The 24434-nt window shown below is 75.9% G+C and carries 24 protein-coding genes and 1 pseudogene; 11 read left to right on the top strand and 14 right to left on the bottom strand.

The window, feature by feature from the left end:
• Position 1 precedes the first annotated feature (1 nt).
• A complete protein-coding gene (locus ACIF6L_RS20250) occupies positions 2-1414 on the top strand; it encodes a hypothetical protein (RefSeq protein WP_396486240.1) in 1413 nt (470 codons plus the stop codon).
• Between the two features lie 111 nt (positions 1415-1525).
• On the opposite strand, the gene ACIF6L_RS20245 is transcribed toward ACIF6L_RS20250, so the two are convergent.
• Positions 1526-4258 (bottom strand): M4 family metallopeptidase, encoded by a 2733-nt coding sequence (locus ACIF6L_RS20245; protein ID WP_396486241.1) that lies wholly within the window; start codon positions 4256-4258, stop codon positions 1526-1528.
• A 388-nt stretch (positions 4259-4646) separates the two neighbouring features.
• Here ACIF6L_RS20245 and ACIF6L_RS20240 point away from each other — a divergent pair, with 388 nt between their 5' ends.
• Positions 4647-4802, top strand: a complete 156-nt coding sequence (locus tag ACIF6L_RS20240) for a hypothetical protein (RefSeq protein ID WP_396486242.1) — start codon at positions 4647-4649, stop codon at positions 4800-4802.
• A 16-nt stretch (positions 4803-4818) separates the two neighbouring features.
• Here the strand turns inward: ACIF6L_RS20240 and ACIF6L_RS20235 are convergent, their stop codons facing one another.
• On the bottom strand, positions 4819-5328 hold the full coding sequence (locus tag ACIF6L_RS20235) for a DinB family protein (RefSeq protein WP_359804571.1): 510 nt from the start codon (positions 5326-5328) through the stop codon (positions 4819-4821).
• Between the two features lie 273 nt (positions 5329-5601).
• Between ACIF6L_RS20235 and ACIF6L_RS20230 the strand changes: the two genes are divergently transcribed.
• The gene (locus ACIF6L_RS20230) at positions 5602-6657 is read left to right on the top strand and encodes an NAD-dependent epimerase/dehydratase family protein (RefSeq protein ID WP_396486243.1); all 1056 of its coding nucleotides are present in this window, start codon (positions 5602-5604) and stop codon (positions 6655-6657) included.
• 100 nt (positions 6658-6757) lie between these two features.
• On the opposite strand, the gene ACIF6L_RS20225 is transcribed toward ACIF6L_RS20230, so the two are convergent.
• Positions 6758-7903, bottom strand: a complete 1146-nt coding sequence (locus tag ACIF6L_RS20225) for a sensor histidine kinase (protein ID WP_396486244.1) — start codon at positions 7901-7903, stop codon at positions 6758-6760.
• Positions 7900-8691: a response regulator transcription factor gene (locus tag ACIF6L_RS20220; RefSeq protein WP_396486245.1), complete on the bottom strand. Its 792-nt coding sequence runs from the start codon at positions 8689-8691 to the stop codon at positions 7900-7902. The genes ACIF6L_RS20225 and ACIF6L_RS20220 overlap by 4 nt, the downstream gene beginning before the upstream one ends.
• A 165-nt stretch (positions 8692-8856) precedes the next feature.
• Between ACIF6L_RS20220 and ACIF6L_RS20215 the strand changes: the two are divergent.
• From ACIF6L_RS20215 to ACIF6L_RS20205, 3 genes and pseudogenes are all read left to right on the top strand, one after another.
• Positions 8857-9585, top strand: a pseudogene (locus ACIF6L_RS20215) (glycosyltransferase family 2 protein); the annotation flags it as partial.
• On the top strand, positions 9562-10284 hold the full coding sequence (locus tag ACIF6L_RS20210; RefSeq protein WP_396492553.1) for a DUF2064 domain-containing protein: 723 nt from the start codon (positions 9562-9564) through the stop codon (positions 10282-10284). The pseudogene ACIF6L_RS20215 and the gene ACIF6L_RS20210, both read left to right, overlap by 24 nt.
• On the top strand, positions 10281-10949 hold the full coding sequence (locus ACIF6L_RS20205) for a class I SAM-dependent methyltransferase (protein WP_396486246.1): 669 nt from the start codon (positions 10281-10283) through the stop codon (positions 10947-10949). The genes ACIF6L_RS20210 and ACIF6L_RS20205 overlap by 4 nt, the downstream gene beginning before the upstream one ends.
• Here the strand turns inward: ACIF6L_RS20205 and ACIF6L_RS20200 are convergent.
• From ACIF6L_RS20200 to ACIF6L_RS20190, 3 genes are read right to left on the bottom strand one after another with little or no spacing between them, the layout of a single operon-like run.
• Positions 10924-11577 (bottom strand): cytochrome b/b6 domain-containing protein, encoded by a 654-nt coding sequence (locus ACIF6L_RS20200; protein WP_396486247.1) that lies wholly within the window; start codon positions 11575-11577, stop codon positions 10924-10926. The two genes, ACIF6L_RS20205 and ACIF6L_RS20200, sit on opposite strands and share 26 nt — an antisense overlap.
• Positions 11561-12274, bottom strand: a complete 714-nt coding sequence (locus ACIF6L_RS20195) for a molybdopterin-dependent oxidoreductase (RefSeq protein ID WP_329485856.1) — start codon at positions 12272-12274, stop codon at positions 11561-11563. Before ACIF6L_RS20195 ends, ACIF6L_RS20200 begins: the two co-directional genes overlap by 17 nt.
• A gap of 53 nt (positions 12275-12327) precedes the next feature.
• Entirely contained in the window at positions 12328-13716 is a 1389-nt protein-coding gene (locus tag ACIF6L_RS20190; protein ID WP_396486248.1) for a hypothetical protein, read from the bottom strand.
• A 112-nt stretch (positions 13717-13828) separates the two neighbouring features.
• On the opposite strand from ACIF6L_RS20190, the gene ACIF6L_RS20185 reads away from it, so the two are divergent.
• Entirely contained in the window at positions 13829-15007 is a 1179-nt protein-coding gene (locus ACIF6L_RS20185) for a molybdopterin-dependent oxidoreductase (RefSeq protein ID WP_396486249.1), read from the top strand.
• Complete coding sequence (locus ACIF6L_RS20180) at positions 15004-15435, top strand: hypothetical protein (protein WP_359804561.1); 432 nt, start codon at positions 15004-15006, stop codon at positions 15433-15435. The genes ACIF6L_RS20185 and ACIF6L_RS20180 overlap by 4 nt, the downstream gene beginning before the upstream one ends.
• Here the strand turns inward: ACIF6L_RS20180 and ACIF6L_RS20175 are convergent.
• A complete protein-coding gene (locus tag ACIF6L_RS20175) occupies positions 15401-16258 on the bottom strand; it encodes an S-methyl-5'-thioadenosine phosphorylase (protein WP_329485859.1) in 858 nt (285 codons plus the stop codon). The two genes, ACIF6L_RS20180 and ACIF6L_RS20175, sit on opposite strands and share 35 nt — an antisense overlap.
• A gap of 319 nt (positions 16259-16577) precedes the next feature.
• Here ACIF6L_RS20175 and ACIF6L_RS20170 point away from each other — a divergent pair, with 319 nt between their 5' ends.
• Positions 16578-17183, top strand: coding sequence for an SGNH/GDSL hydrolase family protein (locus ACIF6L_RS20170; RefSeq protein ID WP_396486250.1), 606 nt, complete (start codon positions 16578-16580; stop codon positions 17181-17183).
• Positions 17184-17219: 36 nt separating this feature from the next.
• Here ACIF6L_RS20170 and ACIF6L_RS20165 read toward each other — a convergent pair whose 3' ends face one another.
• From ACIF6L_RS20165 to ACIF6L_RS20155, 3 genes are all read right to left on the bottom strand, one after another.
• Positions 17220-17648, bottom strand: coding sequence for a DoxX family protein (locus ACIF6L_RS20165; protein ID WP_329485861.1), 429 nt, complete (start codon positions 17646-17648; stop codon positions 17220-17222).
• Positions 17649-17844: 196 nt separating this feature from the next.
• On the bottom strand, positions 17845-18606 hold the full coding sequence (locus ACIF6L_RS20160; protein ID WP_359804558.1) for a hypothetical protein: 762 nt from the start codon (positions 18604-18606) through the stop codon (positions 17845-17847).
• A gap of 16 nt (positions 18607-18622) precedes the next feature.
• A complete protein-coding gene (locus tag ACIF6L_RS20155) occupies positions 18623-20050 on the bottom strand; it encodes a hypothetical protein (RefSeq protein WP_396486251.1) in 1428 nt (475 codons plus the stop codon).
• Positions 20051-20418: 368 nt separating this feature from the next.
• Here ACIF6L_RS20155 and ACIF6L_RS20150 point away from each other — a divergent pair, with 368 nt between their 5' ends.
• Both ACIF6L_RS20150 and ACIF6L_RS20145 read left to right on the top strand, forming a co-directional pair.
• Positions 20419-21057: an ATP-dependent Clp protease proteolytic subunit gene (locus ACIF6L_RS20150; protein ID WP_352294006.1), complete on the top strand. Its 639-nt coding sequence runs from the start codon at positions 20419-20421 to the stop codon at positions 21055-21057.
• Position 21058: 1 nt separating this feature from the next.
• Positions 21059-21661, top strand: a complete 603-nt coding sequence (locus tag ACIF6L_RS20145) for an ATP-dependent Clp protease proteolytic subunit (protein WP_352294008.1) — start codon at positions 21059-21061, stop codon at positions 21659-21661.
• 103 nt (positions 21662-21764) lie between these two features.
• Here ACIF6L_RS20145 and ACIF6L_RS20140 read toward each other — a convergent pair whose 3' ends face one another.
• The 3 genes from ACIF6L_RS20140 to ACIF6L_RS20130 all read right to left on the bottom strand — a co-directional run bounded on the left by ACIF6L_RS20140 (position 21765) and on the right by ACIF6L_RS20130 (position 24155).
• On the bottom strand, positions 21765-22253 hold the full coding sequence (locus ACIF6L_RS20140) for a helix-turn-helix domain-containing protein (RefSeq protein WP_396486252.1): 489 nt from the start codon (positions 22251-22253) through the stop codon (positions 21765-21767).
• A gap of 249 nt (positions 22254-22502) precedes the next feature.
• Positions 22503-23483 carry a zinc-binding dehydrogenase gene (locus ACIF6L_RS20135; protein ID WP_396486253.1) on the bottom strand — a complete coding sequence of 327 codons (981 nt, stop codon included), beginning with the start codon at positions 23481-23483 and terminating at the stop codon, positions 22503-22505.
• Between the two features lie 87 nt (positions 23484-23570).
• Entirely contained in the window at positions 23571-24155 is a 585-nt protein-coding gene (locus ACIF6L_RS20130) for a TetR/AcrR family transcriptional regulator (protein WP_352294014.1), read from the bottom strand.
• Positions 24156-24434: the final 279 nt, after the last annotated feature.

Genomic DNA, 24434 nt, shown 5'->3' with positions numbered 1-24434 from the left:
CATGGCGAAGATCGGTGTGGCCCTCTCCGGTGGCGGCTACCGCGCCACCATGTGGGGCATCGGAGCCCTCATCTACCTGGCCGACGTCGGCCGGCACCGCGAGGTGGTGGCGATCTCCTCGGTGTCCGGCGGCTCGGTCGCCAACGGCGTGGTCGCCCACGAGACCGACTACCGCGACGGCCCCGGCCCGGAGTTCACCGACCGCGTCCGCCCGTTGATCCGCCACTGCGCCCACACCGGGCTGTTCTTCTGGGGCCCGTCGACCAACGCGTACGTGCGCTCGCTGTTCGTGCTCGGCGGCGCGGCCGCCGCGGTCACGCTCACCGGGGTGGTCGTCGCGGCGGTCGACGGCGTCCGGCTCCTCTCCGGCCTCCTGCTGGTGGCCGGTCTGCTGCTGTCCGCCGGTGCGCTGCTGTTCTTCGAACGGCGCAGCGCCGTCGTGGACACGGCCCTGGCGCGCGAGCTGTTCAACCGGGACGGCGTCGCCACCGGGCTGCGCGACGTGCGGCGCTCGGTCGACCACGTCTTCTGCGCCACCGAACTGCAGAGCGGCGACCACTTCTACCTCTCGCCCGCCTTCACCTACGGGTACCGCTTCGGCACCGGCGGCCCGGGCGACCTCGCGCTGTCCACCGCGGTGCAGGTCTCGGCCTGCCTGCCGGGCGCCTTCGCCGTCCGGCGTCTCCCCGCCGCCCGGCACTACGCGGCGGCCGGTCCGAACGGGTCCGCCGCCGGTCCGGGCGGCGGCGATCCCGCCGCGACCGCCGCCGAGCTGGTGCTGACGGACGGCGGGGTCTACGACAACATGGCCGACCAGTGGCTCACCGCGCTCGCGGACCGGGCCCGGCGCGCCGACCGGCCGCCCGCGCAGTACGAGGTCGACGAGATCGTCGTGGTCAACGCCTCCGCCGGGATGACCTGGCGCCCGCTCCCCCGGTCCCGGCTCCCGCTGGTCGGCGAACTGGCCGCCCTGCTGCGGATCAAGAGCGTGATGTACGACGTCACCACCAGCCATCGGCGCAACACCCTGGTGCGGTGGTCCGAGCGTCCCGCACCCGAGGGCGCCCCGGTGAGCGCGCTGGTCCACATCGCGCAGTCCCCGTACCGGGTGGCCGACGCGTACGCCGCCGCCGGGGACCGCTGGCCGGAGCGCGCCACCCGCGCCAAGGAGGTGCTGGACGCGCTCGGCGACGACCCGCGGAGCCGGGCCGCCTGGCAGGACCTGGCCCGCCGCAGCAGCGGCACCCCGACCGTGCTGCGCAAGCTGGGCGCCGACACCACCACGGACCTGCTCTTCCACGCCTACACCCTCGCCGCGTGCAACCTGCACGTCCTGCTCGGCCACCCGCTGCCCCCGGCCCTGCGGGACCGCCAGTACTTCGCCGACCTCGTCGGCCGCCGCGCCGGGCCGTGACCGGACGCCCGGCCGAGCGGAACCGCCCGACCCGGCGGCGAAACCACCCGACCCGGCGGCGGGCCCGCACGAAGGGTGCGGCCCGCCGCCGGGCACGGAGTGCGCGGGGGGTCAGCAGCCGCCGGCCGGCCGGTCGCGGACCACCAGGTCGCTGCGGCCGGCGGTGGCGTCCACCCAGACCACCCGGGTGCCCTGCTCGGCGGCGGGCCGGTACTGGCCGCCGCGGTTGCAGGAGACCCGCTCGGGCGTGCCGCCGGCGAGCGGCACCTGCCAGAGCTTGGGCAGCGCGGCGTTGCTCCACTCGCCCCGCTGCTCGTCCGTGCCCACCTGGTAGGTGACGGCCCGGTCGGAGGCGGTGAGGGTCCCGTTCGACGGGGCGTTCGGCCCGTCACCGGACACCACGTCGGTCACCCCGGAGCCGTCCACCGCGCCGGAGCGGATCGAGGTGCGCCTGCCGCCGTCGCCGGAGGTCTCCGTCCAGACCAGCCGCCCGCCCGTGAGCAGGGCCGGTCCGACCTTCGCCTTCGAGGCCGGCACCACGTACTGGGCGGTGACCTTGCCGAGCGCGATCGAGTAGACGGTCGGCGCGTAGACGTCGGTTCCCTGGTCGCCCACCCAGCGCTCGGTCCAGCCGAGGACGCCGTCCTTGAGCGTCACGCTCAGCACGTCGTGGCCGGCGGGCAGCGGCAGCGGCACCGCCGGTCCGCCGTCGTGGGAGAGGAACACCCGGTTCAGGTTGACGCTCGGGTCGCTCGCCCGGAACGCGATGTCGCCGCCGGACACCCGGACGTCGGCGGGGAGCCGCGACGGGGAGGAGTAGAGGGTACGGACCGGGCCGCCGGCCAGCGAGCGGGTCAGCACCTCCATCTTCCAGCTGTCCTGGCCCTGGCCGCCGAGCGAGATCCACGCGGCGGACGTGCCGTCCGTGGCGGGGTAGCCGTGCGCGCGCCCGTCCTCCGGGCTGAGCCGGGTCGGGCCGCCGCCTCCGGTGATCGGGCCCGTGTACAGCGCCTCGGTGGCACCGGGCCGCTCGGCGCTCGCCATCACCCAGCGGCCGGCCGCGACCGCCGGGGCGCCCGTCCCGGTGATGCCGCGCAGCAGCGTGCGGCTGTCCGTGCCGATCCGGCTCTGCCAGCCGGCCCGGATCCCGTGGGCGTCGAACGCCCCGGCCACCGTCCGCAGTTGGGCCCGGCTGAGCCCGAGGTCCTGGCCGGCGGCGAGGACGGCGTTGCGTCCCGCGACGAAGTCGTCCAGCGGGGTGAGGTAGGCGGCGAGCGCCCGGTAGATCACCCGGTCCGCGGTGAGCGGGTCCAGGGTCCGCCGGATGTCCCAGAGCGCGCCGCTGAAGATGGTGGAGTTGAGGTGCACCCCGCCGCTGTCGACGTCGGTCGGCACGCCGAGGTAGTCGTCGACGGTGGTCCGGTGGTTGTCCAGCCGCCGGCTCCCCGCGCAGGCCTCCGGGGTACCGGTCCGGCAGAGGTTCTCGCCGAGCAGGCCCGCCTTCGGGTCGGTCATCGGGATGCCCCGGGCGGTGACCTCGATGGCGTTGCCGAAGTAGTCCGCCAGCGCCTCGTCCATCGCGCCGGTCTGGCCGGCCATCAGCAGCCCGGCGGTGTTCTCGACGACACCGTGGGTCATCTCGTGGCCGACCACGTCGAGCGCGACGGAGAACGGGCGGAACTTGTCGTTGCCACCGCCGTAGACCATCTTGCTGCCGTCCCAGGACGCGTTGGCGAGCGGCTCGCCCCACGCGGTCGCGTTGACCACCGAGATGATCGGTCCGGCCTTGCCGTCCAGCCCGTCCCGGCCGAGCCGGTCGCGGTAGAAGTCGTAGACGATACCGGCGTTGACGTGCGCGTCGGTGGCGCCGACGGTGCCGGTGGCGGCCGGGAAGTCCGGACCGGGCGCGTGGACCACGGCGAGGTCGGTGGGCAGGCCCGGCCCGACCCCCTCGCCGGCCGCGTCGTAGGTGGTGACGGCGGCGGGCCGGGTGAGGTCGCTGAACTGGTAACTCCCGTCCGGGAGGCGGCCGATGTCCACCTTGACCGGGCGGCCGAAGAAGTCCGGCGCGGTGCCGGTGGCGGGCTCAACCCCGGCCGCCGCCCCGGTGGCGGTGCCCTTGGCGGCGCCGGTACCCGTGGTGCCCGCGGGGGCCGAGGAGCGGGAGTCGTGGACGAGGGCGACCACCCCGAGGTTCGCGTCCACGTAGACCTCGCGGGCCTGCCCGCCGCCCGCCGGGTCCGCGGCCCGCACGGTGAAGTGCCGGGCCAGCCGGCCGGTGCCACCGGGCACGACCACCGCGCCGTGGTCCTCCACGGTGGCGCCGGCCCGGGCGCCCGGGTCCTTGATCTCGCCGAGCGCCAGGTCGCGCAGCACGGCGGCGGGGACGGTGGCCGTCGTCGGCGCGGTGAGCCCGGTGAAGTACTTGCCGCCGACGGACTCGACCCGCTGACCGACGCCGTCACCGGTCAGGTGGACCAGGTACTGCGCGCCCAGCACGGGCACACCGCCGTGGTACTGCTGGAACCTGACGGTGCTCCGGCCGTCGGCGCCGCGCTCGGCGGCGACCTCGGTGAGCTGCCCCGGGTCGATCCGGTAGCGCTCCGGGTGCGCCGCGAGGTGGGCCCGGGCGGCGTCGGCCGGGCTGCCCGGCGCCGGCTCATGGAGGCCGGTGACCAGTTGCGGGGTGGCGGTCTCCTGGCCGTCCACCAGCGTGGGGACGGGATCGGTGTCGGCGGCCGGCGCGGCCGGAACGGCCAGCGCGGCCGGTGCGGCGAGGCCGAGGCTCAGAACGGCGGCCAGGCCGGCGCCGAGCGCCTTGGGCGTGCGAGAGCGTTGGTGCACTGCGGTCCTCCCGTGAACAGCGGAACGGATGCCCGTGGCACCTACGCGTGCCACGGCCGATGACGGCTCGTCAGTCGCCCACGGACTATTCGCCGTCGCGGAGTTGACGGCAGGTCGAAGGACGCGCGGGTCACGCGGACCGCGCGGCTGACGATCACCACGAGAACCATAAGTCGCCGGACGCGATATGTCGATAGACGGTATATGCAGTCCTCCAGAGGGGGCGTACGCACCGTGCGCCGCCGGATTGACTCGTTCGGGCGACATCGGCGGCACCGGCGGATGGAACCGGGCGCGGTGGGTACTCCCGCTGCGCCGCCCGCGGCCGACCGCCGGTCACCCCGCCGCCCCGGCCGGCGCTGTTGGAGAAGTCGACGGAAGGAAGCCCGTGAACGACACCTCGCCGGTCCTCGACCCGGTGGAGAACGCGCCCGCCGGGGAGGCGCTCGAACCCCGGAAGTCGCTGGGCGTGCACTTCGCCACCGTCGACCACGACACCGCGGCCCTCACCGGCTGGGGCGGCGACCGCTTCGACGAGGCCTGACGGCGGCCGCCCGGGGTCAGCCCCGCCGGAGCACGCCGCGGACGAAGGCCGCCTGGCCGATGTGCTGGAGGTCGTCGGAGATGACGCTGACCAGGCGCACGCCCAGGGTCACGGGCGGGCTCCAGGCCTCGTCCACGACCCGGTCCAGCGCGGGGCCGGTCAGACCGCGGACGAAGGACAGCGTCCGCTCGTGCACCGCGTCGTGGTAGCCGGTGAGCAGCTCCGGGGAGTCCACGCGGACGGCCGCGACATCGCGGGCGCGGTGACCGTAGCCGGTGGCGGCGGCGGGGAAGCCGAGGGCGAAGCGGTCGAACCAGCCGTCGGCGGTCCAGATCTGTTCGGTCCCGGCGGCATCGGCGATGTGGTCGTCCTGAATGCGGGTCAGGTGCCAGACCAGCCAGACGATCGAGTTGGCCTTCGGGTCGACGCGCTCGGCCAACTCCTCGGCGGTGAGGCCGTCCACCACGTCGTGGACGGCCTCGTGGATCCGGCCGAAGGCATCGGCGAGCAGTTCGGCGCTCTTCATGGGGCTCCCCCGTCCGGGCGCACCGCCCGTCGGCATCGGTGACTGCCAGCATTGTGGACCAGCGGAGTCCGCCCGGCCCGGACCGACAGGCCCGGGGCCGGGCGCGCACGGCCTCGGACCCGGGGCGGCGCCGGCCCGCCGGCCGTCGCCCCGCGCGACGCACACGGCGGAGCACGGGTGGCGGGTGCACGGCCCGGGCCGGTGCTTACCGAAGCATGACGCGATGCCCTGCGTCGCTCCCCCGGCCGTCACCGGCCGGTAGCGTCGCCGGGCATGAGGATTCTGGTCACCGGCGGCGCCGGGTTCATCGGTTCGGCCGTCGCGCGAGCCCTGGTCACGGCGGGTCACGAGGTCCGCGTGCTGGACGCGTTGCTGCCCGCCGTCCATCCGTCGGGGGCCGCGCCCGAACTGCCGGCCGGCGTGGAGTTCCGCCACGGTGACGTCCGCGACGCGGCGACGGTGGAACGGGCGCTGGCCGGGGTGGACGCGGTCTGCCACCAGGCGGCGATGGTCGGTCTCGGCCTCGACCTCGACGACGCGCCCGAGTACGTCGGCTGCAACGACCTCGGCACCGCCGTCCTGCTCTCCGCGATGGCCCGGGCCGGCCTGCGGAGCCTGGTCCTGGCCGGGTCGATGGTGGTCTACGGCGAGGGCCGGTACACGTGTCCGGCGCACGGCGAGGTGGCACCCGGCCCGCGGCGGCCGGAGGATCTCGACGCCGGCCGGTTCGAACCGCCGTGCCCGGTGTGCGGCGCCGCGCTGCGGCCGGGCCTGGTCACCGAGGACGCGCCGGGCGACCCGCGCAACGTGTACGCCGTCACCAAGCTCGCCCAGGAGCAGCTGGCCGCCGCCTGGGCCCGCGCGAGCGGCGGGTCGGTGCTGGCGCTGCGCTACCACAACGTCTACGGCCCGGGCATGCCGCGGAACACCCCGTACGCCGGGGTGGCCTCGCTGTTCCGTTCCGCGCTCGCCCGGGGCGAGGCTCCCCGGGTCTTCGAGGACGGCGGCCAGCGTCGGGACTTCGTCCATGTCGACGATGTCGCGGCGGCCAATCTGGCGGCCCTGGGGTCCGTCGGCGACCGCCCGCCGGGCAGTACCCGGGCGTACAACGTCGGCAGCGGCGAGGTGCGCACGGTCGGCGAGACGGCCCGGGCGCTGGCCGACGCCCACGGCGGCCCGGCGCCGGTGGTGACCGGCCAGTACCGGCTCGGGGACGTCCGGCACATCACCGCCGACTCCTCCCGGCTCCGGGCCGAGCTGGGCTGGCGGGCCCGGGTGCCGTTCCGGGCGGGCATGGCCGAGTTCGCGGCGGCGCCCCTGCGGGTCTGACCGGGTCTGCCCCGGACCGGCCCCGGGCCTGCCCCGAACGGCCCGACCGGGCCGTTCGGGGCCCCCGAGAACGGCGCCGAGAACGGCCCGGCCCGGGCGGTCAGCCGCGCGCCGCCGGGAGCGCGATCTCGAAGCAGCAGCCCCCGGTGACGTTGTGCACCTGGGCCCGGCCGGCATGCGCCTCGACGATGCCGCGGACGATGGCCAGCCCCAGCCCGGCGCCACTGTCCCCGCCCTCGCCGCCCTCACCGCGATCGCGCCGCGGCGTGCGGGCGGCGCTGCCGCGCCAGCCGGTCTCGAAGACCCGCGAGAGGTCCTGCTCCGGGATGCCGCCGCAGCCGTCGGTGACCGAGAGCACCACCTCGTCCACCTCGCGGCGGGCGGAGACGGCGACCACACCGTCCTCGGGCGTCGAGCGGATCGCGTTGACCAGCAGGTTGCCGAGCACCCGGGTGATCTCACCGCTGTCCACCTCGACCGGCTCGGCGGCGACCTGCCGGCCCTCCAGACGGACACCGCGCTGCCGGGCCAGCGGGTGGGCGCCGGCCAGCGCGTCGTCGACCAGGTCGTAGACCGACACCCGGGCGAGCGACAGGGACAGCGCGCCGGCCTGGATCCGGGAGAGTTCGAAGAGGTCGTCGACCATCCCGGTGAGCCGCTCGACCTCGGAGCGGATCCGCTTGAGGTACTGCTCCGGCCTTTCGGCCACGCCGTCCTCCAGCGCCTCGGCCATGGCGCGCAGCCCGGCCAGCGGGGTGCGCAGGTCGTGGGAGATCCAGGCGATCAGCTCGCGCCGCGAGGCGTCCAGCGCCTGCGCCCGGGCGCGCGACTCGGCGAGCCGGGCGCTGGTGGCGGCGAGTTCCTCGCTGAGCTGGGCCAGTTCGAGCCCGAGCGGGTGCGCCGGCGCGGTGAAGCCGGCGTCGCTCCCGACGGTGCGGGCGGCTTCGGTGAGCGCCCGGCTGCCGGCCACCACCTGGCGGCCGAGCAGCGCGGCCGTGAGCAGTGAGACCACGGAGGCCATCCCGAGGACGGTGATCACCACCCCGAGGTCGTGTCCGGAGAGGAACATCGCCTGGGCGACGGCGAACGTCCCGGAGGTGACCGCGAGGACGGTGACGACGGCCACGCAGAAGAGCGAGAGCGCCATCGAGCGGCGGCGCAGCAGTCGCACCGCCACCCAGCCGAGCAGACCGGCACCGGTGGCGCCGAGCCCCGCGAACAGGGCGATCAGCAGCAGGTCCTTCACTCCGAGCCGTCCTTGCGGTCCGTGCCGTGTTCCGTCGTCGCCCCTGGCGCGTCCGCCGTCACCGGGTCGTAGCGGTAGCCGACGCCCCAGACGGTGGTGATCAGGGTCGGTGCGGCGGGGTCGTCCTCGATCTTCTCGCGCAGCCGGCGGACGTGGACGGTGACGGTGGACAGGTCGCCGAAGTCCCAGCCCCAGACCCGCTGCATCAGCTCCTGCCGGGCGAAGACCGTCCGGGGGTGCCGGAGGAGGAACGCGAGCAGGTCGAACTCCCGAAGCGTGAGGAGGAGTTCGCACCCCCTGCGGTGCGCGCGGCGGGCCTGCGGGTCGAGCGTGATGTCCCCGGACACCAGCGGCCCGGGGGCCGTGAGGGCCGGCGCGGCGGCCCGGGAGCGGCGCAGCACGGACTGGACCCGCAGCACGAGTTCACGCGGGCTGAACGGCTTGGTGACGTAGTCGTCCGCGCCCAGTTCCAGACCGAGGATGCGGTCCGCCTCGTCGCCCCTGGCGGTGAGCATGACCACCGGCAGGTCGGCACCGGCCTCGGTGGCGCGCAGCCTGCGCAGCAGTTCGAGGCCGTCGATCCCGGGCAGCATGAGGTCCAGGACCAGCAGGTCGGGGCGGTGCCGGCGCGCCAGGTCGAGGCCCTGGCTCCCGTCGCTCGCCCGGTCGACCCGGTGGCCGGCCCGGGTGAGGTAGCCGGCGACGACCTCGGCCACGGTGAGGTCGTCGTCGATCACCAGGATGCGGGCGGGGTCGGGTGGTCCGCCGGAGGCGGGGCTCTCGTTCACCTCGCCGAGGATACGAGCCGCGGGCGGGGCCGGACGGGTCGCACCGGCGCACGTTCGGGTTTCGTAAGATCGCGGGCGCCGCCGGCCGGGGCGGTGCCCGCCGTCGGACTTTCGTAAGGGCGCGGTTCGGCCGCCGCCGGGCCGGCCGCCCTTAGCGTGGCCGACGTGATCTCTCCGACTCCCCCCGTACCGTCCGCCGGACCGCCGTCCGCCGATGTGATCCTGCCCTGTCTCGACGAGGCCGCGGCGCTGCCCTGGGTGCTGGGGCGGATCCCCTCGGGCTGGCGGGCGATCGTCGTCGACAACGGCTCCCGCGACGGCTCCGCCGACCTGGCGCGCTCGCTGGGCGCGACCGTCGTCGAGGAGCCGCGGCGCGGCTTCGGCGCCGCCTGCCACGCCGGACTGCTCGCCGCCACCGCCGAGCTGGTCTGCTTCCTGGACTGTGACGGTTCGCTGGACCCCGCCCAGCTGCCGCGGGTGGCCGCGCCGGTCCTGGCCGGTTCGGCGGACCTCGTGCTGGGCCGACGCATGCCGGCGGCCGCCGGGGCCTGGCCGCCGCACGCCCGGCTGGCCAACGCCGTGCTGGCCCGCCGGCTGCGGGCCCGGACGGGGGCGCCGCTGCACGACCTCGGGCCGATGCGGGCCGCCCGCCGTGAGCGGCTGCTGGCCCTGGGGCTGGGCGACCGCCGCTCCGGCTACCCGCTGGAGATGGTGCTCGCCGCCTCGGCGGCGGGCATGCGGATCGCCGAGACACCCGTCGACTACCTGCCGCGCACCGGTCGCTCCAAGGTCACCGGCACCGTGCGCGGCACCCGGCAGGCCGTCCGCGACATGCGGGCCGTGCTGGCCGCGCCGCCGGCCACCCTGCTGGTGATCGCCAAGTCGCCCGCCCCGGGGCGGGTGAAGACCCGGCTCACCCCGCCCTGCACACCCGAGCAGGCCGCGGCGCTGGCCGAGGCCGCGCTCGCCGACACCCTGGCCACCCTCGGCCGGGTGCCGGCCGGGCGGCGGCTGCTCGTGCTGGACGGCGAGGCCGGGCGCTGGCTCCCGCCCGGCTGGCAGGTCGTGCCGCAGCGGGGCGGCGGGCTGGACGAACGGCTGGCGGCCGCCTTCACGCACGCCGCCGAGGCCGCCCCGGAGGCGCCGGCGCTGCTGGTCGGCATGGACACCCCGCAGGTGGACGCGGCGCTGCTCGCGGAGCCGCTGTCGCCGGCCCGGCGCGGGGGCGCCGACGCCTGGTACGGGCCGGCCGCCGACGGCGGGTTCTGGGCGCTCGGGCTGGCCCGGCCGACCGGGGAGCTGGCCCGGCGGCTGCTGCTGGGGCTGCCGATGTCCACGCCGGAGACCGGGCGCGCCCTGCTCGACCGGCTGACGGCCGAGCGGCTCGCCGTCCACCACCTCCCGGTGCTCACCGACGTGGACACCGTCGCCGACGCGCGGCTGGTCGCCGCCGAGGCTCCGCACGGCGGCTTCGCGGCCCGCCTGCGCGCGATGAGGCTCGCCGACGCGATCGAGGCGGCCGACGCGCTCGGGACCGGTGGCCCGGAGCAGGCCGACGACGCGCGCGGGACCACCTCGGAGGTGACGCGATGACCGTCGCCGCCGGAGCGTGGGTGGACGACCCGTTCGCCGAGGCCGTCCGCGCCGGGCGGGGCCCGCTCTGGCTGCGCGGCGAGGACGGCCACCGGATCCCGCTCGACGTCGAGCGCTGGTGCGCACCCGCCGCCGGGGCGGACCACGGGCTGCTGGAGCGCTGCCGCCGGCTGACCGCGCCGGTGGTGGACCTCGGCTGCGGACCCGGCCGGCTGGTCGCGGCCCTGCTGGAGCTGGGCGTGCCGGCGCTCGGCGTCGACATCACCGGAGCGGCGGTGGACCGCACCCGGCGCCTCGGCGGCCCGGCCCTGTGCCGCTCGGTGTTCGACCGGCTGCCCGCCGAGGGCCGCTGGGGCGGGGCGCTCCTCGCCGACGGCAACCTCGGCATCGGCGGCGACCCGGGGCTGCTGCTGCGCCGCGGCGCCGAACTCCTCGCGCCGGGGGGCGTGCTGCTGGTCGAGGTGGATCCGCGGGAGATCGACGAACGGATCACCGTCCGGGTGGAGGGCTACGACGGGCGGCTCGGTCCGCCGTTCGCCTGGGCCCGCTGCGGCGCGGCGGCCACCGCCCGCCGGGCCGGGCGCGCCGGGCTGGTCGAGACCGAGCGCTGGTCCGCCCTCGGCCGCCGGTTCCTCGCCTTCAGGAGGGCGGACCGTCCCCGCTGACGGGCACCGCTTCGGCGTCCGCCGCCGGGCGCTCCTCCGACCACAGCGGGTGCTCGCGCTCGGCCCAGCGCCGGTCGACCAGCCCGGTCCGCATGCCGCGCCGGGCCTCGGGGTCCCGGACGGCCATCCAGACGTGCCCGGCGGTCACCACGGCGATGGCCGCCGCGAGCCAGTCGTGGACGAAGGTCGCGCCGGTCCGCCAGGCCGTCGGCGCCAGGTGGGTGAGCCACATCAGCAGGCCCGTCCCGAGGATCACCAGCATCGCGCCCAGCGTCCACTGGGCGTAGAGCTTCTGCCCGGCGTTGAACTTCCCCGCCGGGCGGTACGAGGCGCGGGCCCGGGTCGCCCGGAGCCAGACCCAGTCCACCGGGTGGAAGCGGCTCAGCCTCGACACGTCCGCCCGCACCGCCCGGAAGGCGAGCCCGAGCAGCAGCGGTACCGGCAGGGCCAGCCCGCACCAGACGTGCACGGTGACCACCAGGCGCCGGCGGCCGACCAGTTCGGCCAGCGGCGCCAGGTAGAGGCAGGCGGCGGTGGCCAGGCAGACCAGCATCAGGGCCGCGGTGGTGCGGTGCACCCAGCGCTCGGCGCGGGCGAAGCGGAGCAGGAGGTCAGGCGGTCGGGGCATCGTCACGTCCGTTCGAGCGGCCGACCCAGGCGTCGACGTCGTAGCCGTTGCGCTCCCAGTACCCGGGCTCCACGGTGTCGGTCACGGTGATGCCCGACAGCCACTTCGCCGACTTGTAGAAGTACATCGGCGCCACGTACAGGCGCACCGGCCCGCCGTGGGAGTGGGAGATCGGGGCGTCCTGGAGCTTGAGCGCGACCACCACGTCGTCCCGCCGGGCCTGCTCCAGGGTGAGGCTCTCGGTGTACTCGCCGTCGAAGCAGCTGAACCGGACCGCCCGGGCGCCCGCCGAGACGCCGGCGGCGTCCAGCAGGTGTGCCAGCGGCACGCCCTCGAACGGGGTGTTCGGCACCCGCCAGCCGGTCACGCACTGCACGTCGCGCACGATCCGGCGCTGCGGCATCGCCTGGAGGTCGGCCAGCCGGTAGCTGCCGGGGCGCTCCACCAGGCCGTCCACCGTGAGGCTGTAGGTGTCGGGGCCCCGAGAGGGCACCGAGGCCACCACGGAGTAGTACCGGAAGCCGCCGCCGCCCGGCAGCAGGCCGGTGAGCCCGGTCGGGTCCTGGCCGGCCAGGGCGTCCTGGGCGCGTTGGAGAAAGGGTCCGGCCGCCACGCCGGCGGCGCCGAGGCCGACCAGGCCGAGCACCACCCGCCGGCCCACCGGGGTGCCCCGGGATCGCTTCGCTCTACTGTCCACGGCTCGATTGGAACAGCCGGCCCGTACCCGCGACCAGCCCCGACGCCGAGCCGTCAGGCTTTCGTCATCTCCCGCGCGCCCGCCGAGGCCCGTTCCCCGGCCCCGCACCGCCGGGCGCGCAGGAGCCCGCGCACCGCCGGCACCCCGAGCACGCAGGCCAGCGCGGCCCCGTACGCGGCCTGCTGCGCCGGCCCGCCGCCGACCAGGTAGAGCACCTGCCCGGCGGCCGGGACGGCCAGCCACTCCCAACCGCCGTCGAGCGCGACCAGGGCCACCACCAGCAGGCCGTACCAGGGGTAGGCCGGCGCGACGAGCAGCAGGGCCGTCCCGGTCACCGGCAGCGCGCCCCGCCACGGGCGGCGGGGGTCGCCGTGCCGCAGCACCCGCCACACCACCGCCGCCAGCACCAGGGCCGCCGCCCACGGCGCCCAGCGGTCGGGCACCGCCAGCCGCAGCAGCCCGAACCGGTCCAGGTGCCCCTGCTCGTAGCCCTCCTCCCGCAGGTAGCCCGGCAGGTACCCGAGCACCGCCGGGCCCGAGACGGCGACATGGGGCAGGTACGCCAGCGCGAACGCCCCGAGCGCCGCGCCGAGGACGGCGACGTCCCCGCGGGTCGGACGGCGGGCGAGCGCCCCCGACAGCGCCCCCGACAGTGCGCCGGGCAGGGCGAGGGCCGGCAGCAGCTTGGTGGCGACCGCGGCGCCGAGCAGCACGCCCCCGGTGCCGGGCCGGCGGCCGGCCACGCAGCCCAGCCCGACGGTCATCAGCAGCGCGCCGAGGGTGTCGACGTGCGCGTCGTTGACCGCCCACACGGTGATGCCGGGGCACCACCCCCAGAGCGCCGCCCGCCGGCCGCCCCGCCCGACCACCAGCAGCGCGCCCGTGGTCGCGACCGCCAGCAGCGCGCCGCCCACCTGCACCCCGCGCACCCCGCCCCCGAAGGGATGCACGGCGAGGAACCAGGCCTGCGCGACCGGCGGGTAGATGGTGCGCACGGCGGGCCGGTTGATCCGGGTGCAGTCGCCCGCCGCCGTCCGCCGCTCGTCCCACCCCCTGCAGCCGTCCGTCACCGGGAACAGACCCGGGTCGCGCAGCCGGGCCAGCGCCGGGTCGTCCGGGGCGTGCGCGTAGGGGGAGATGCCGGCCGCCTGCACCCGGCCGTCCCAGACGTACCGGTAGGCGTCGTCACTGGTCCGCGGCGGTGCGAGCAGTCCGACGGCGGCGACCGCCACGCTCCCGGCCAGCACCAGCGGCGCCACCCGGCGGGCCGGCACCCGCCGCAGGAGCAGCAGCGCCAGCACGAACAGGCCCGCGTCGAGGGCGTACCAGCCGTGGAGCGGGCCGCGGTCGGCGAGCGTGCCGCCGCCGGTCACGGTCGTCGCCAGGGCCGCCACCAGGGCGGCGAGGGCGAGCGTGCAGGGCAGAAGGGTCCGAGTGGCCACCCGCTCACCCTGCCACCGCGGCGGCGGCGCGAACGGCCGCGGCGGCCCCCGTTCGACTTCCGTAAGCACGTCGTACCCGCCGCGCGGGGCCCGGTGGCGCTTCGATGAGGGCGTGGATTCCAAGCACCCCGGCGCCCGGCGCCGCCCCCGCCTCGCCCTCCCGCCGCCGCCCGCGTCCCTGCGCCGCGGCCCGTTCCGGGACGGCGTCTTCCGCTCGGCCCTGCACGAGCCGCGCACCGCCGTCGTCCTCGGCCGGTGGCTGGGCGCCGCGCTGGTGGTCTGCTTCCTGACCGGTCTCCTCAGCCACCTGCTCCAGGACCCGACGGGCCGGCTCGCGGGCCTGCTGCCCGCGCGCCCGGTGAACGGCTACCGCGTCACCCAGGGGCTGCACGTCGTCAGCGGGATCGCCGCCGTCCCGCTGCTCGGGGCCAAGCTCTGGACGGTCTACCCGCGGCTGTTCGAGTGGCCGCCGGCCCGGAGCGTGGCGCACGCGCTGGAGCGGCTGGGCATCGCCGTCCTGGTGGCCGCCCTGCTGCTGGAACTGTTCACCGGCCTGCTGAACACCCTCCAGTGGTACCCGTGGCCGTTCCCGTTCCGGCAGACCCACTTCTGGGTCGGCTGGCTGGCCACCGGCGGCCTGCTGGTCCACCTCGCGGCCAAGGCGCCGCTGATCGCCCGGAACTGGCGCCGGCCCCGGCTCACCGTTCCCGGGCGGCGCGCCTTCCTGACCTCGGTCGCCGCGGCGGTCGGCGCGGTGACGCTCACCACGGCCGGGCAGAGCGTGCCCTGGCTGCGCCCGCTGAACCTGCTGGCGCCGCGCCGGCCCGACCTGGGCCCGCAGGGGCTCCCGGTGAACCGCACCGCCGCGCAGGCCGGGACGGTGGAGGTGCCCGCCGGCTGGCGGCTGCGGGTGGACGGCCCCCGGCCGTACGAGATCGGTCTCGACGAATTGGCCCGGCTCCCCCAGCACGAGGCGGTCCTGCCGATCGCCTGTGTGGAGGGCTGGAGCGCGAGCGCCCGCTGGGGCGGCGTCCGGGTGGCCGAGCTGATGGCCCGGGCCGGTGCGCCGGCCGGCTCCGCCGTGCGGGTCACCTCGCTGGAGGAGGAGGGCCCCTACCGGGTGATGGAGATGCCCGCGCAGTACGTCGACGACCCGCTCACCCTGCTCGCCCTCCGGGTCGACGGCGAGACGCTGGACGCCGACCACGGCTTCCCCGCGCGCGTCATCGCGCCGAACCGCCCCGGCGTGCTGCAGACCAAGTGGGTCGCCCGGCTGGAGGTGTCCCGATGACCGGCTGGCTCCGCGGCACCGCCCTCGCCGCCGGTCTCGCACTGATCGGCTACGGCCTCTACGGCCTGCTGACCGACGTCTACCTCACCGACCCGGCGCAGGTCCTGGTCTGGGGGATCGGGGCGCTGGTCCTGCACGACGGGGTCTGGCTCCCGCTGCTCTGCCTGGTCGGCGCCCACCTGGCCCGCGGACCGGTGCTGCGCGGCTGGCTGGTCGTGGCCGCCGCCGTGACCGCCGTCGGACTCCCGGCCGTGCTGCGCGCCGACGACGACCACGGCAACTCCTCGCTGCTGCCGCTGCCCTACCTGCGCAACTGGCTCGCCGTCCTGGCCGCCACCGCCGTACTCGCCCTGCTGATCGGGCTCGTCCGGCGGTGGCGCCGGCCCCGGCCGGTCAGTCGCCCGGTACGCCGGGAAGACCGGTCGTGAGGCCGTCCAGTGCGTGACCGCACGGGCAGGCGCGCTCGGTGGGCAGCAGGCCGATCGTCTTGAACAGCACCGTGCGCAGCCGCTCGACGTTGCGCGCGAAGACGGCGAGCACCTCCGCGTGGGTGACCCCCTCGCCGCTCTCCACCCCCGCGTCGAGGTCGGTGACCAGGGCCACCGAGGTGTAGCAGAGGCCGAGTTCGCGCGCCAGGACGGCCTCCGGGTGGCCGGTCATCCCGACCACCGACCAGCCGTTGGCGGTGAACCACCGGGACTCGGCGCGGGTCGAGAAGCGGGGGCCCTCGATCACCACCAGGGTGCCGCCGTCCACGGGCTCCCAGGCGGCGCCGGCCGCCGCCGAGAGCGTGGCCCGGCGCCCCTGCGGGCAGTACGGGTCCGCCATCGACACGTGCACCACCTCGGGCACCGAGCCGTCCGGCAGCGGCAGTCCGTCGTAGTAGGTCTGCGCCCGGCCGCTGGTCCGGTCCACGAACTGGTCCGGCACCAGCAGCGTCCCCGGTCCGTACTCGGGCCGCAGCCCGCCCACCGCGCAGGGCCCGAGCACCTGGCGGACGCCGAGCGAGCGCAGCGCCCAGAGGTTGGCCCGGTAGTTGATCCGGTGCGGCGGGAGGCGGTGGCCGCGGCCGTGCCGGGGCAGGAAGGCGACCCGGCGGCCGGCCACCTCGCCGACGAACAGCGCGTCGCTCGGCTCGCCGTACGGGGTACGGGTCCGCACCTCGACCATGTCGTCCAGCAGCTCGTAGAGCCCGGAGCCGCCGATCACCCCCACATCCGCGCGGGGCAGGATGATCTGATCGTCCGTCACTGAATACACCTCTCTCACCTGACTGTGCCGTCACTGTAGGAGCCGGCGCCCGGAGATCCCGTGCGGACGGCCTTACGATCCGCGAACGGCTGCCGGGCGGACCGCGTGAGTGGCGTCGCCGCCCGGTAAGGACGCGCCTCCTCGGGCCCGCGACGGGCGGCTGCTCTTGCGCCCTCCTGCCCTGCTGCCCTGCGCCCTCCTGCCCTGCTCCCTGCTGCCCTGGCTCCGGACCCCTCGGGAACACCAGCCCATATGATCAACTTCTCGGGGCGCCGGCCGAGGGCCGCCGCCCGTACATCGAATACAGGGGGATGATCACATGGTCGAACTGTCCACCGGACCGATGACCTGGGTGATGGCCGGCGACAGCATCACCCAGGCCGTCCTGCACACGCACGGCGCCCGCGGGTGGGTGGAGCACGTGCACGAACGCGTCGGCTGGCAGCTCGACCGGCTGACCGACATCGTGGTCAACGCCGGGGTGTCCGCCTGGCGCGCCACCGACGTCCTCGGCGCGTACGACCACCTCATCGGCCGGTTCGCCCCCGACGTGCTGTCCATCTCGCTGGGCACCAACGACGCCCGCGCCGGGCTCGACGGACTCGCCGAGTTCCACGCGTCGATGCGCGCGATCATCGCCAGGACCGACGGTGCCCAGATCGTGCTGCACACGCCCCTCGTGGTCAGCCGGGCCGGACGCGCCGCCCGCGCCGAACTGCCCGCCTACTGCCAGGCGGTGCGCGAGATCGCCGCGGACACCGGGGCCCTGCTGGTCGACCACGAGGCCTACTGGCTCGCCCACTTCCCCGACAGCGACCCGATCGCCTGGCTCGACGACCCCGCGCACCCCAACGCCGTCGGCCACCGGCACATGGCCGACCTCACGCTCCGCACCCTGGGCCTGGGCGAACTCACCGAGCTGTGACGGCCCGGCGGGAGCCCCGGGCCACCGGGCGGCCGGTCACGGCCGGCGGGCGAGCAGCCCGACCGTCCCGGCGCGCCGGTTCCAGGCGATGACGGCCAGCGGCACCATGAAGACGAACGGCGTCCCGGCGTTCTCGCCGTGCATCGCGGTGAGCTGGGTGACGAACGCGAACGCCAGGAAGACGATCAGCGCCATGGCGGCCGGCCCGGCCAGGCGGCGGACCAGCAGGCCGACCGCGCCGGCCAGTTCCACCAGCCCGGTCAGGTACATGAACCAGTGGCCCGCACCGATCGCGTCGAAGACCTCCGTCGCGGCGGGCAGTGCGAGCAGCTTCGGGAGCGCGCTGGCCAGGGCGAAGAAGAGGGCGAGCAGCACCCGCAAGGCCAGGACCACACCGGCCATGGCCCTGCCGGACCTCGCGGTGGTCGTCACGTCAGGGGCGGTGAGGGTGGTGATGTCGGACATGTCAGGTCTCCTCGGGTAGCGGGCGATGCTTTCCCAGGTTTGACCGCCGCCACCGCCCGAACTCATCGGTCCCGGAAGAACTGTTTCGTCCGCCGCCCCGGCAGCCCGCTCATGCCCCCTGACGACCCCGGCGACGAGGACGACCGGTCTCCGTGCGGCGCGCGCCCGGGCCGTGGCGGCGTCGCCGGAGTGCGGGTCAGACGAACGGGAAGTACCGCGTGAAGGCCTGCGGAGTGACGGCGAGGAAGCCGTCGAAGGGCGCGTCCAGCTGCTGGATCAGCAGGATGGTGAAGGCGATCAGCCCGGTCAGACCCATCACCATCACCACGTGGGTGGCACTGCGCTTGATGCCGAACAGGAACATGAACGCCACCGTGAGTGTGCCGCCGATGACCAGCCCGACCCAGAGCACCGTGGAGAGGCTGCTCATCGCCGACGCCTCCCGGCCCCGGCGGGCGTCGTCGAGGGTGGTGAGGACGGCGAGCATCTCCTGCGAGGCGTTCTGCTGCGTGGGCGTGTCGTCCTGCGAGGAGGCCTGACTGACCGTCCGCAGCTGGTTCAGCAGCCCCCAGCCGTCCGGGCCGAGCGGCTCGCGCGCCGCCATCCGCGGCCACTCGGCGTGCACGACCTGGACGGCGTAGGCGGTGGCCGTGGTGCGCAGCGCGTCGCGGCGGTCCGGCGGCAGGAGGTCGGCGAGCAGGTAGGTCTGGTGGAGGGCACCGGCCTCGTCCTGGGAGTGGTTGAGGGCGCCGCTGTGGATCTCCCAGACCGAGACCATCGAGAGGCCGAGCACCAGCGCGTACAGGACGCCGACCATCATCGCGATGTACTCGGCGACGTCCTCGCGCGGCTCGGCGTCCTCGGGGACGGGGAAGAAGCGCCCCTTCAGCAGGACGATGGCGGCGGCCACCAGGGCGACGCCCAGGACGACGGCGAGTGTCTGCAACAGGTTCGACACGGTGGTTCCCGGGGTTTCAGCGGCGGAAGCGGGAGAGCGCCGCGACCGCGGCGGCGGCGGGCAGCAGGACGACCAGTAGGACGGAGGCGACCGGCAGGGCGTCCGGCGAGCGCCCGCCCGGGCGCGGGGTGCGACCGGACCCGGCGGCGTGGTGCGGGCCGACCGGGGTGGCGGCGGCGGTGGGGGTGGCGACCTCCACCGAGGGGTTGCCGGTGACCGCGGGCGAAGGGGACGGCTCCGGGGAGGGGGCGGGGACGGTCGGAGCGGAGGGCGCGGGGGTCGCCGCGAGCGCCGCAGGCACCGGGACATCGGCGGGCAGGGCGGGTAGGGCGGGCACCGCAGGCACGGCGGGCGGCTCGGGGGGTGGCGCGGGAGCCCGGGCCGGGGCGGGGGCCGGGGCGGGAGCGGGAGCAGGGGCGGGAGCGGGAGCCGCCGGGGCGGCCGGGGCGGCCGGGGCCGACACCGCGGCTCCGGGCCCGGGCGGCGGCACGGCGGGGGCATCCGCCGCGGCCGGCTCGCCCGGTGGGGTCGTGCCGGGCGGCGGTACGGCCGGCGCCCCCGGCACCGTGGTCCCGCCCGGTGTGGTCCCGGGCGGGACCACGGGCCCGGGGGCGGTGCCCGGCGGGTTCTCCGGCGGGTTCTCAGACGGGTTCTCCGGCGGGTACTCCGACGGTCCGGCGGCCAGCGTGACGTCCGTCCCGGCGCGCGCGACCAGCAGCGGCGGCGGCACCGGCTCACCGCGCGGGCCGACCGTGGTGATGCCGTCCGAGCCCGTCACCTCGGCCGCGCTGCGGTACGTGCTTGGCGGCCGCCGGAGCACCGCCGCGCACCGCACCGTCCGGCCGGGCCCGAGCGCCACCGGCGCCGCCGGGCCGTCGCCGCAGTCGATCCCGTCCGGCACCAGCACGTCACGCAGCCGCAGGTCGTACAACGGCCGGTCACCCAGGTCGGCCACCGTGTAGCGGAGGTCGGCGGTGCCGGATCCGGGCGCACCGGGGGCGGCGTCGACCGCCAGGCCGAGCGCGCTGACCACGCCGGTGTAGCCGGACGGGGCGGTGGCCGCCACCTCCCTGTCGGATTGTCCGGACCGGCCGCGCGCGGTGGCGGTGGTGTCGTGGACACCGGCCTCGGCGGTGAGCCGGAGCGTGCAGACGACGGTGGCGCCGACCGCCAGCGGTCCGGCTTCGGGGCAGGGCACCGGCCGGCCGGCGTCGGTCACCCGGATCCCCCGCAGGCCGGTCTCCCCGGCGTTGGTGAGCCGGTACTCCTTGACCACGGCCGTGCCGCCCCGGACGGCGGGGCCGGCCGGTCCGGTGACGGTCACGGTGTTCACCCGGACGGCGAGCGCCAGCCCGGCGCAGTCCCCGTCCCCGGCAGGTGTCGCCGCCAGGCTCGGCAGTGCCAGCAGGAGGAGGAGCAGGAGCCGACCGCCGTGGCCACCCATCCGTGCCCCCTCGGTACCCGACGATCCGCCAACCCGTTCATCCTTGGGTCCGACCATCCTCGGAACCGGTCCGGAACACGCGGCCACCGTCCGACGCGCCGCCCGATTCACCCGCCCGGCGCTGCGGGGCGCCCGGGACCGCTCCGCCCTCGGCCGGCGCGGCCGCCGTCCGCCGCACGCCCGCCCCGCGCCCGCACGCCGCCGTGGACCGGAGGCGAGCGGGAGGGCGCGGTACCCGGCCGGCGACCGCGGGCCGTCCCGTCGGCTCTGCCCTCGGCGAATCTGCGGCGGGCAGAGAATCGCCCTGCGGGGATCCTCCGGGGGCAAGAGTGGGGTCGACGGCATCCCGCATCGACAAGGAGATCCCGATGACTCCCCTCACCACGGCCCCGCCCCGCGCGGACGAGGGCTCCCGGCCGCCCACCCGCTTCGACGACCACCTCGCGGCCCAACTGCTCGCCCAGCGGATCGTCCTCCTCGGCACGGAGGTCGACGACGTGTCGGCCAACCGGGTCTGCGCCCAGCTGCTGCTGCTGTCGGCGGAGGACCCGCGCACCGACATCTGCCTCTACATCAACAGCCCCGGCGGCTCGGTCACCGCGGGCCTCGCCATCTACGACACCATGCGGCTCATCCCGAACGACGTCTCCACCCTGGCGATGGGGTTCGCCGCCAGCATGGGCCAGTTCCTGCTCACCGTCGGGACGCCCGGCAAGCGGTTCGCGCTGCCGAACGCGCGGATCATGATGCACCAGCCCTCGGCGGGCATCGGCGGCACCGCCGCGGACATCGAGATCCAGGCGGAGAACCTCCAGTTCACCAAGAAGGCCATCGAGCGGATCATCGCCGAGCACACCGGGCAGAGCGAGGAGACGATCACCCGGGACGGCGACCGGGACCGCTGGTTCACGGCCGAACAGGCCCGGGAGTACGGGATGGTGGACCGGGTCCTGGAGTCGCTCGCCGACGTCCGCCCGGCCTCCTCGCGGCCGCGGATGGGGCTCTGACATGGGGTCGTACACGGTTCCCTACGTCATCGAGCGCACCGCACAGGGCGAGCGGTCCTACGACGTCTTCAGTCGGCTGCTGAACGAGCGGATCATCTTCCTCGGCACCGAGATCGACGACGGCTTCGCCAACGTCGTCATCGCCCAGCTCCTGCACCTGGAGTCGGAGAACCCGGAGCGCGAGATCTCGCTCTACCTCAACTCGCCGGGAGGGTCGTTCACTTCACTGATGGCGATCTACGACACGATGACCTTCGTGCAGGCGCCGATCTCCACGTTCTGCGTCGGGCAGGCCGCGTCGACGGCGGCGGTGCTGCTGGCCGGCGGAGACCCCGGACGGCGGTTCGTGCTCCAGCACGCACGGGTCCTGCTCGGCCAGCCGGCCAGTGGCGGCCGGCAGGGGACCGTCTCCGACCTCAGCCTCGCGGCCAAGGAGATGGTCCGCATCCGCTCCCAGGTCGAGGAGGTCCTCGCCCGGCACACCCGTCACGACGTGGCGACGCTGCGGGCGGACATGGACCGGGACAAGGTGCTCAGCGCCGAGGAGGCCGTCTCCTACGGGCTCGCCGACGAGGTACTGAGCCGGCGGAACGCGCTCGTCTGACCCCGCCCGGGGTCGTGGGCGCGGGCCGGTCGGACGGCGAGCGCATGGCGGCCGGCCCGGCGGCGTTTGCCGCCGGGCCGGCCCGCGCGACGCGCGGTCGCGGTCAGGCCGCGAGGCAGAGACCGTCGTGGCGCGACGGGGACGACACCCGCCCCCGGCCCACCGAGCCGTGACCCACCGAGCCGTGCGCCACCCGGCCGCGCCCGGCCCGGGCCAGCCCGCCCCGGGCCAGCTCGCCCCGGGCCAGCTCGTCCTGGGCGAGCGAGAGCAGGTCGGCGAGGCCGAGGCCCAGGGAGCGGGCGGCGGCCGCGAGCACCTCGGAGGAGGCCTCCTTCCGTCCGCGCTCCAGCTCCGACAGGTACGGCACCGAGATCCGGGCCGCCTCCGCGACGTCCTTCAACGTCCGCTCCTGGGCCTGCCGCTCGCGCCGCAGCGCGTCGCCGACGAGGTCGCGCCACAGGGGTTCCCGGGGCGCGGGGGTCGGGGGGACCCCCGCCGGCCGCTGCGGGGGGCGGGCGGCCGCACCGGGGCCGGGTGAGACCGGCGGGCGCAGCGGGATGACGCGGGCTTCGTTCGGCGTAGGAGTGCTCACACCTTCAGCCTAGGGATCCCGGGCGCCGTGGGAAGGGCACGGCGTTCTGCCCTGGGTGAAGCCGCGGGGAACCGCGACCGGGCCGCGGCTCCCGCCCGTTGTCCGGGGCGTGTTCGATCGGCCGTCGACCGCTGAGGCGCCGCGTCGGCGTGGCGGGCCGCCCCGGCGCCGGACCCGCCGGCGGGTCAGCTCCTCGGGGGTGCGTCCGGCCCGCGGTGGCGGCCGGCCCGGCTCCGGGCCGGGGCCGCGTCAGTCGACGACGACGACCATCTTCCCCAGGGCCTGCCCCGCCTCCATCACCCGATGGGCCTCGACGATCTCGCCGAAGCTGAAGACCCGGGTCGGGCGGGCCTTCAGGACGCCCGCCTCGACCTCGGCGCAGATCGCCTCCAGGGGCACGTCGGCGAGCGGGAACGCCGGTGTGCCCAGGACGAAGGCGCTGCCGAAGAAGCTGAGCCCGACCGCACCGGGCAGGTCGGCCATCGGGTCGAAGTCGGCCACCGGTGCGAAGCCGCCGAGGAAGCCGACCTGGCAGACCCGGCCCCGGGGGCGGACCGCGGCCAGCGAGTCGCGCAGCACGCTGTTGCCGACGATGTCGAGCAGGGCGTCGACGACGAGGCCCCGGCGGCCGACCTCCGCGGCCAGGTTTCCGTCGTCGATGAGCACGTCGACGGCCCCGAGGTCCTTGAGCAGGGGCCCGTGATCCGGGTTGCGCGTGGTGGCCAGCACGTCGGCGCCGAGCCGGACGGCGAGGTTGACGGCGGCCTGCCCGAGCGAGGAGGTCGCGCCCCGGACCAGCAGCGTCTCCCCCGGCCGGAGGGCGAGGTTTCCGTGCAGGGCGCTGTGGGCCGTGGCGTACACCTCGGGCACGGCGGCCAGATCGGCCCAGGATAGCCCGGACTCCACGGCCACCACATGGGTGGCCGGGACGGTCACCAGTTCGGCGTAGCTGCCGTTGCGGGTCCGCCCCATCCCGCCGAGGATCGCCACCACCCGCGTGCCGACGGGGAGTTCGCCCGAGGGGTCGGCCTCGACGAGGCCGGCGCACTCGATCCCGGGGACGGCCGCCACCGGGCCCCAGGCCCCGCTGCGCATGTACGCCTCGGCGTGGTTGAGACCGAACGCCTTGACCCGGACGAGGACCTCGCCGTCGGCGGGTACCGGGTCGGGCAGTTCGGTGACGGCGAGCACCTCGGGGCCGCCGTGGGCGGAGATGACGATGGCCTTCATGTCCGAACCTCATTCTTGAGTAGTCATTCAACTATGGGGCCGAAAGAGAGGGCCACCGCGTACGGTGGCCCGGGAACGCCGCGCCCGTCAGGAGAGCGCGACGAAGGCGTTGTCGACGACGGCCCGCAGGACCGCCGCGTCGGGATTGGCCTTGCCGACGACCATCAGCCCCTGGCAGGTCGCCACCAGCAGCTTGGCGCTGCCGGCCGCGTCGAGCGAGCTCCTGACCTCGCCCCGGCGGACGGCGTTCTCCAGGGCGTGGGTCATGCAGCGCTCCAGGCGCGCCAGGTGGCCGCGCACGACGGCCGCCGCCTCGTCGTCCTCCGCGGCCTTCTCGATGGCGGTGTTGACCAGGAGGCAGCCCTGCCGCCCCTCGGGGCTGAGCAGGTCGCGGACCAGCCCGTCGAAGTAGCCGCGCACCTGCGCCACCGAGGCGCCCGGCGCCTCCAGCTCCCCGAGCTTCTGCGGGACGACCAGCTTCGAATAGCGCTCCAGCGACTTCACGAAGAGCGCGTGCTTGCCCCCGGGGAACGCGCTGTAGATGCTGCCGGGCTTGACCCCGGTCGCCTTCACCAGATCCTCGATGGAGGTCGCCCGGTAGCCGCGCTCCCAGAACCGCCGCATCGCCTGGTCGAGGACGGCGTCGGGGTCGAACTCACGTGGCCTGGGCATGGGGAAAACATACCTGAGCGCTCATTCAAGAACAAGCCCCGCCCCACCCGCCGCGCGCGGTGGTCCCGCGGCGCGGCGAGGCCGAACCCGGCAATTCCGTGGTTTCCGACAAACCGTCACCTATCTTGTCAGCGCAGGGCAGTGCCCGGGGCAGCAGCGGGCGAACCGTCGTCGGTCCGCCTCGCGAGGACGCCCGGCGCAGCCCTCGTCCACGTCGTCTCGGCTCGCGGCCACGATGACCGGTTCCGGCTCGACCGCAGACGCGGGGCCTCCCGCGAG

The organism is Kitasatospora sp. NPDC086009 (genome assembly GCF_044540385.1).
Lineage (GTDB): Bacteria > Actinomycetota > Actinomycetes > Streptomycetales > Streptomycetaceae > Kitasatospora.
The sequence above is the reverse complement of the archived record's forward strand: the minus strand, read 5'-3'. Positions and strand labels throughout refer to the sequence as shown.

Bases quoted from the DNA above. Each gene is read 5' to 3' on its own strand.
- ACIF6L_RS20205 (WP_396486246.1), top strand. From the start codon at position 10,281: ATGACCGTCGCCGCCGGAGCGTGGGTGGACGACCCGTTCGCCGAGGCC.
- ACIF6L_RS20170 (WP_396486250.1), top strand. From the start codon at position 16,578: ATGGTCGAACTGTCCACCGGACCGATGACCTGGGTGATGGCCGGCGAC.
- ACIF6L_RS20235 (WP_359804571.1), bottom strand. From the start codon at position 5,328: ATGAAGAGCGCCGAACTGCTCGCCGATGCCTTCGGCCGGATCCACGAG.
- ACIF6L_RS20200 (WP_396486247.1), bottom strand. From the start codon at position 11,577: ATGCCCCGACCGCCTGACCTCCTGCTCCGCTTCGCCCGCGCCGAGCGC.
- ACIF6L_RS20180 (WP_359804561.1), top strand. From the start codon at position 15,004: ATGACCGGCTGGCTCCGCGGCACCGCCCTCGCCGCCGGTCTCGCACTG.
- ACIF6L_RS20130 (WP_352294014.1), bottom strand. From the start codon at position 24,155: ATGCCCAGGCCACGTGAGTTCGACCCCGACGCCGTCCTCGACCAGGCG.
- ACIF6L_RS20250 (WP_396486240.1), top strand. From the start codon at position 2: ATGGCGAAGATCGGTGTGGCCCTCTCCGGTGGCGGCTACCGCGCCACC.
- ACIF6L_RS20155 (WP_396486251.1), bottom strand. From the start codon at position 20,050: ATGGGTGGCCACGGCGGTCGGCTCCTGCTCCTCCTCCTGCTGGCACTG.
- ACIF6L_RS20150 (WP_352294006.1), top strand. From the start codon at position 20,419: ATGACTCCCCTCACCACGGCCCCGCCCCGCGCGGACGAGGGCTCCCGG.
- ACIF6L_RS20165 (WP_329485861.1), bottom strand. From the start codon at position 17,648: ATGTCCGACATCACCACCCTCACCGCCCCTGACGTGACGACCACCGCG.
- ACIF6L_RS20145 (WP_352294008.1), top strand. From the start codon at position 21,059: ATGGGGTCGTACACGGTTCCCTACGTCATCGAGCGCACCGCACAGGGC.
- ACIF6L_RS20135 (WP_396486253.1), bottom strand. From the start codon at position 23,483: ATGAAGGCCATCGTCATCTCCGCCCACGGCGGCCCCGAGGTGCTCGCC.
- ACIF6L_RS20230 (WP_396486243.1), top strand. From the start codon at position 5,602: ATGAGGATTCTGGTCACCGGCGGCGCCGGGTTCATCGGTTCGGCCGTC.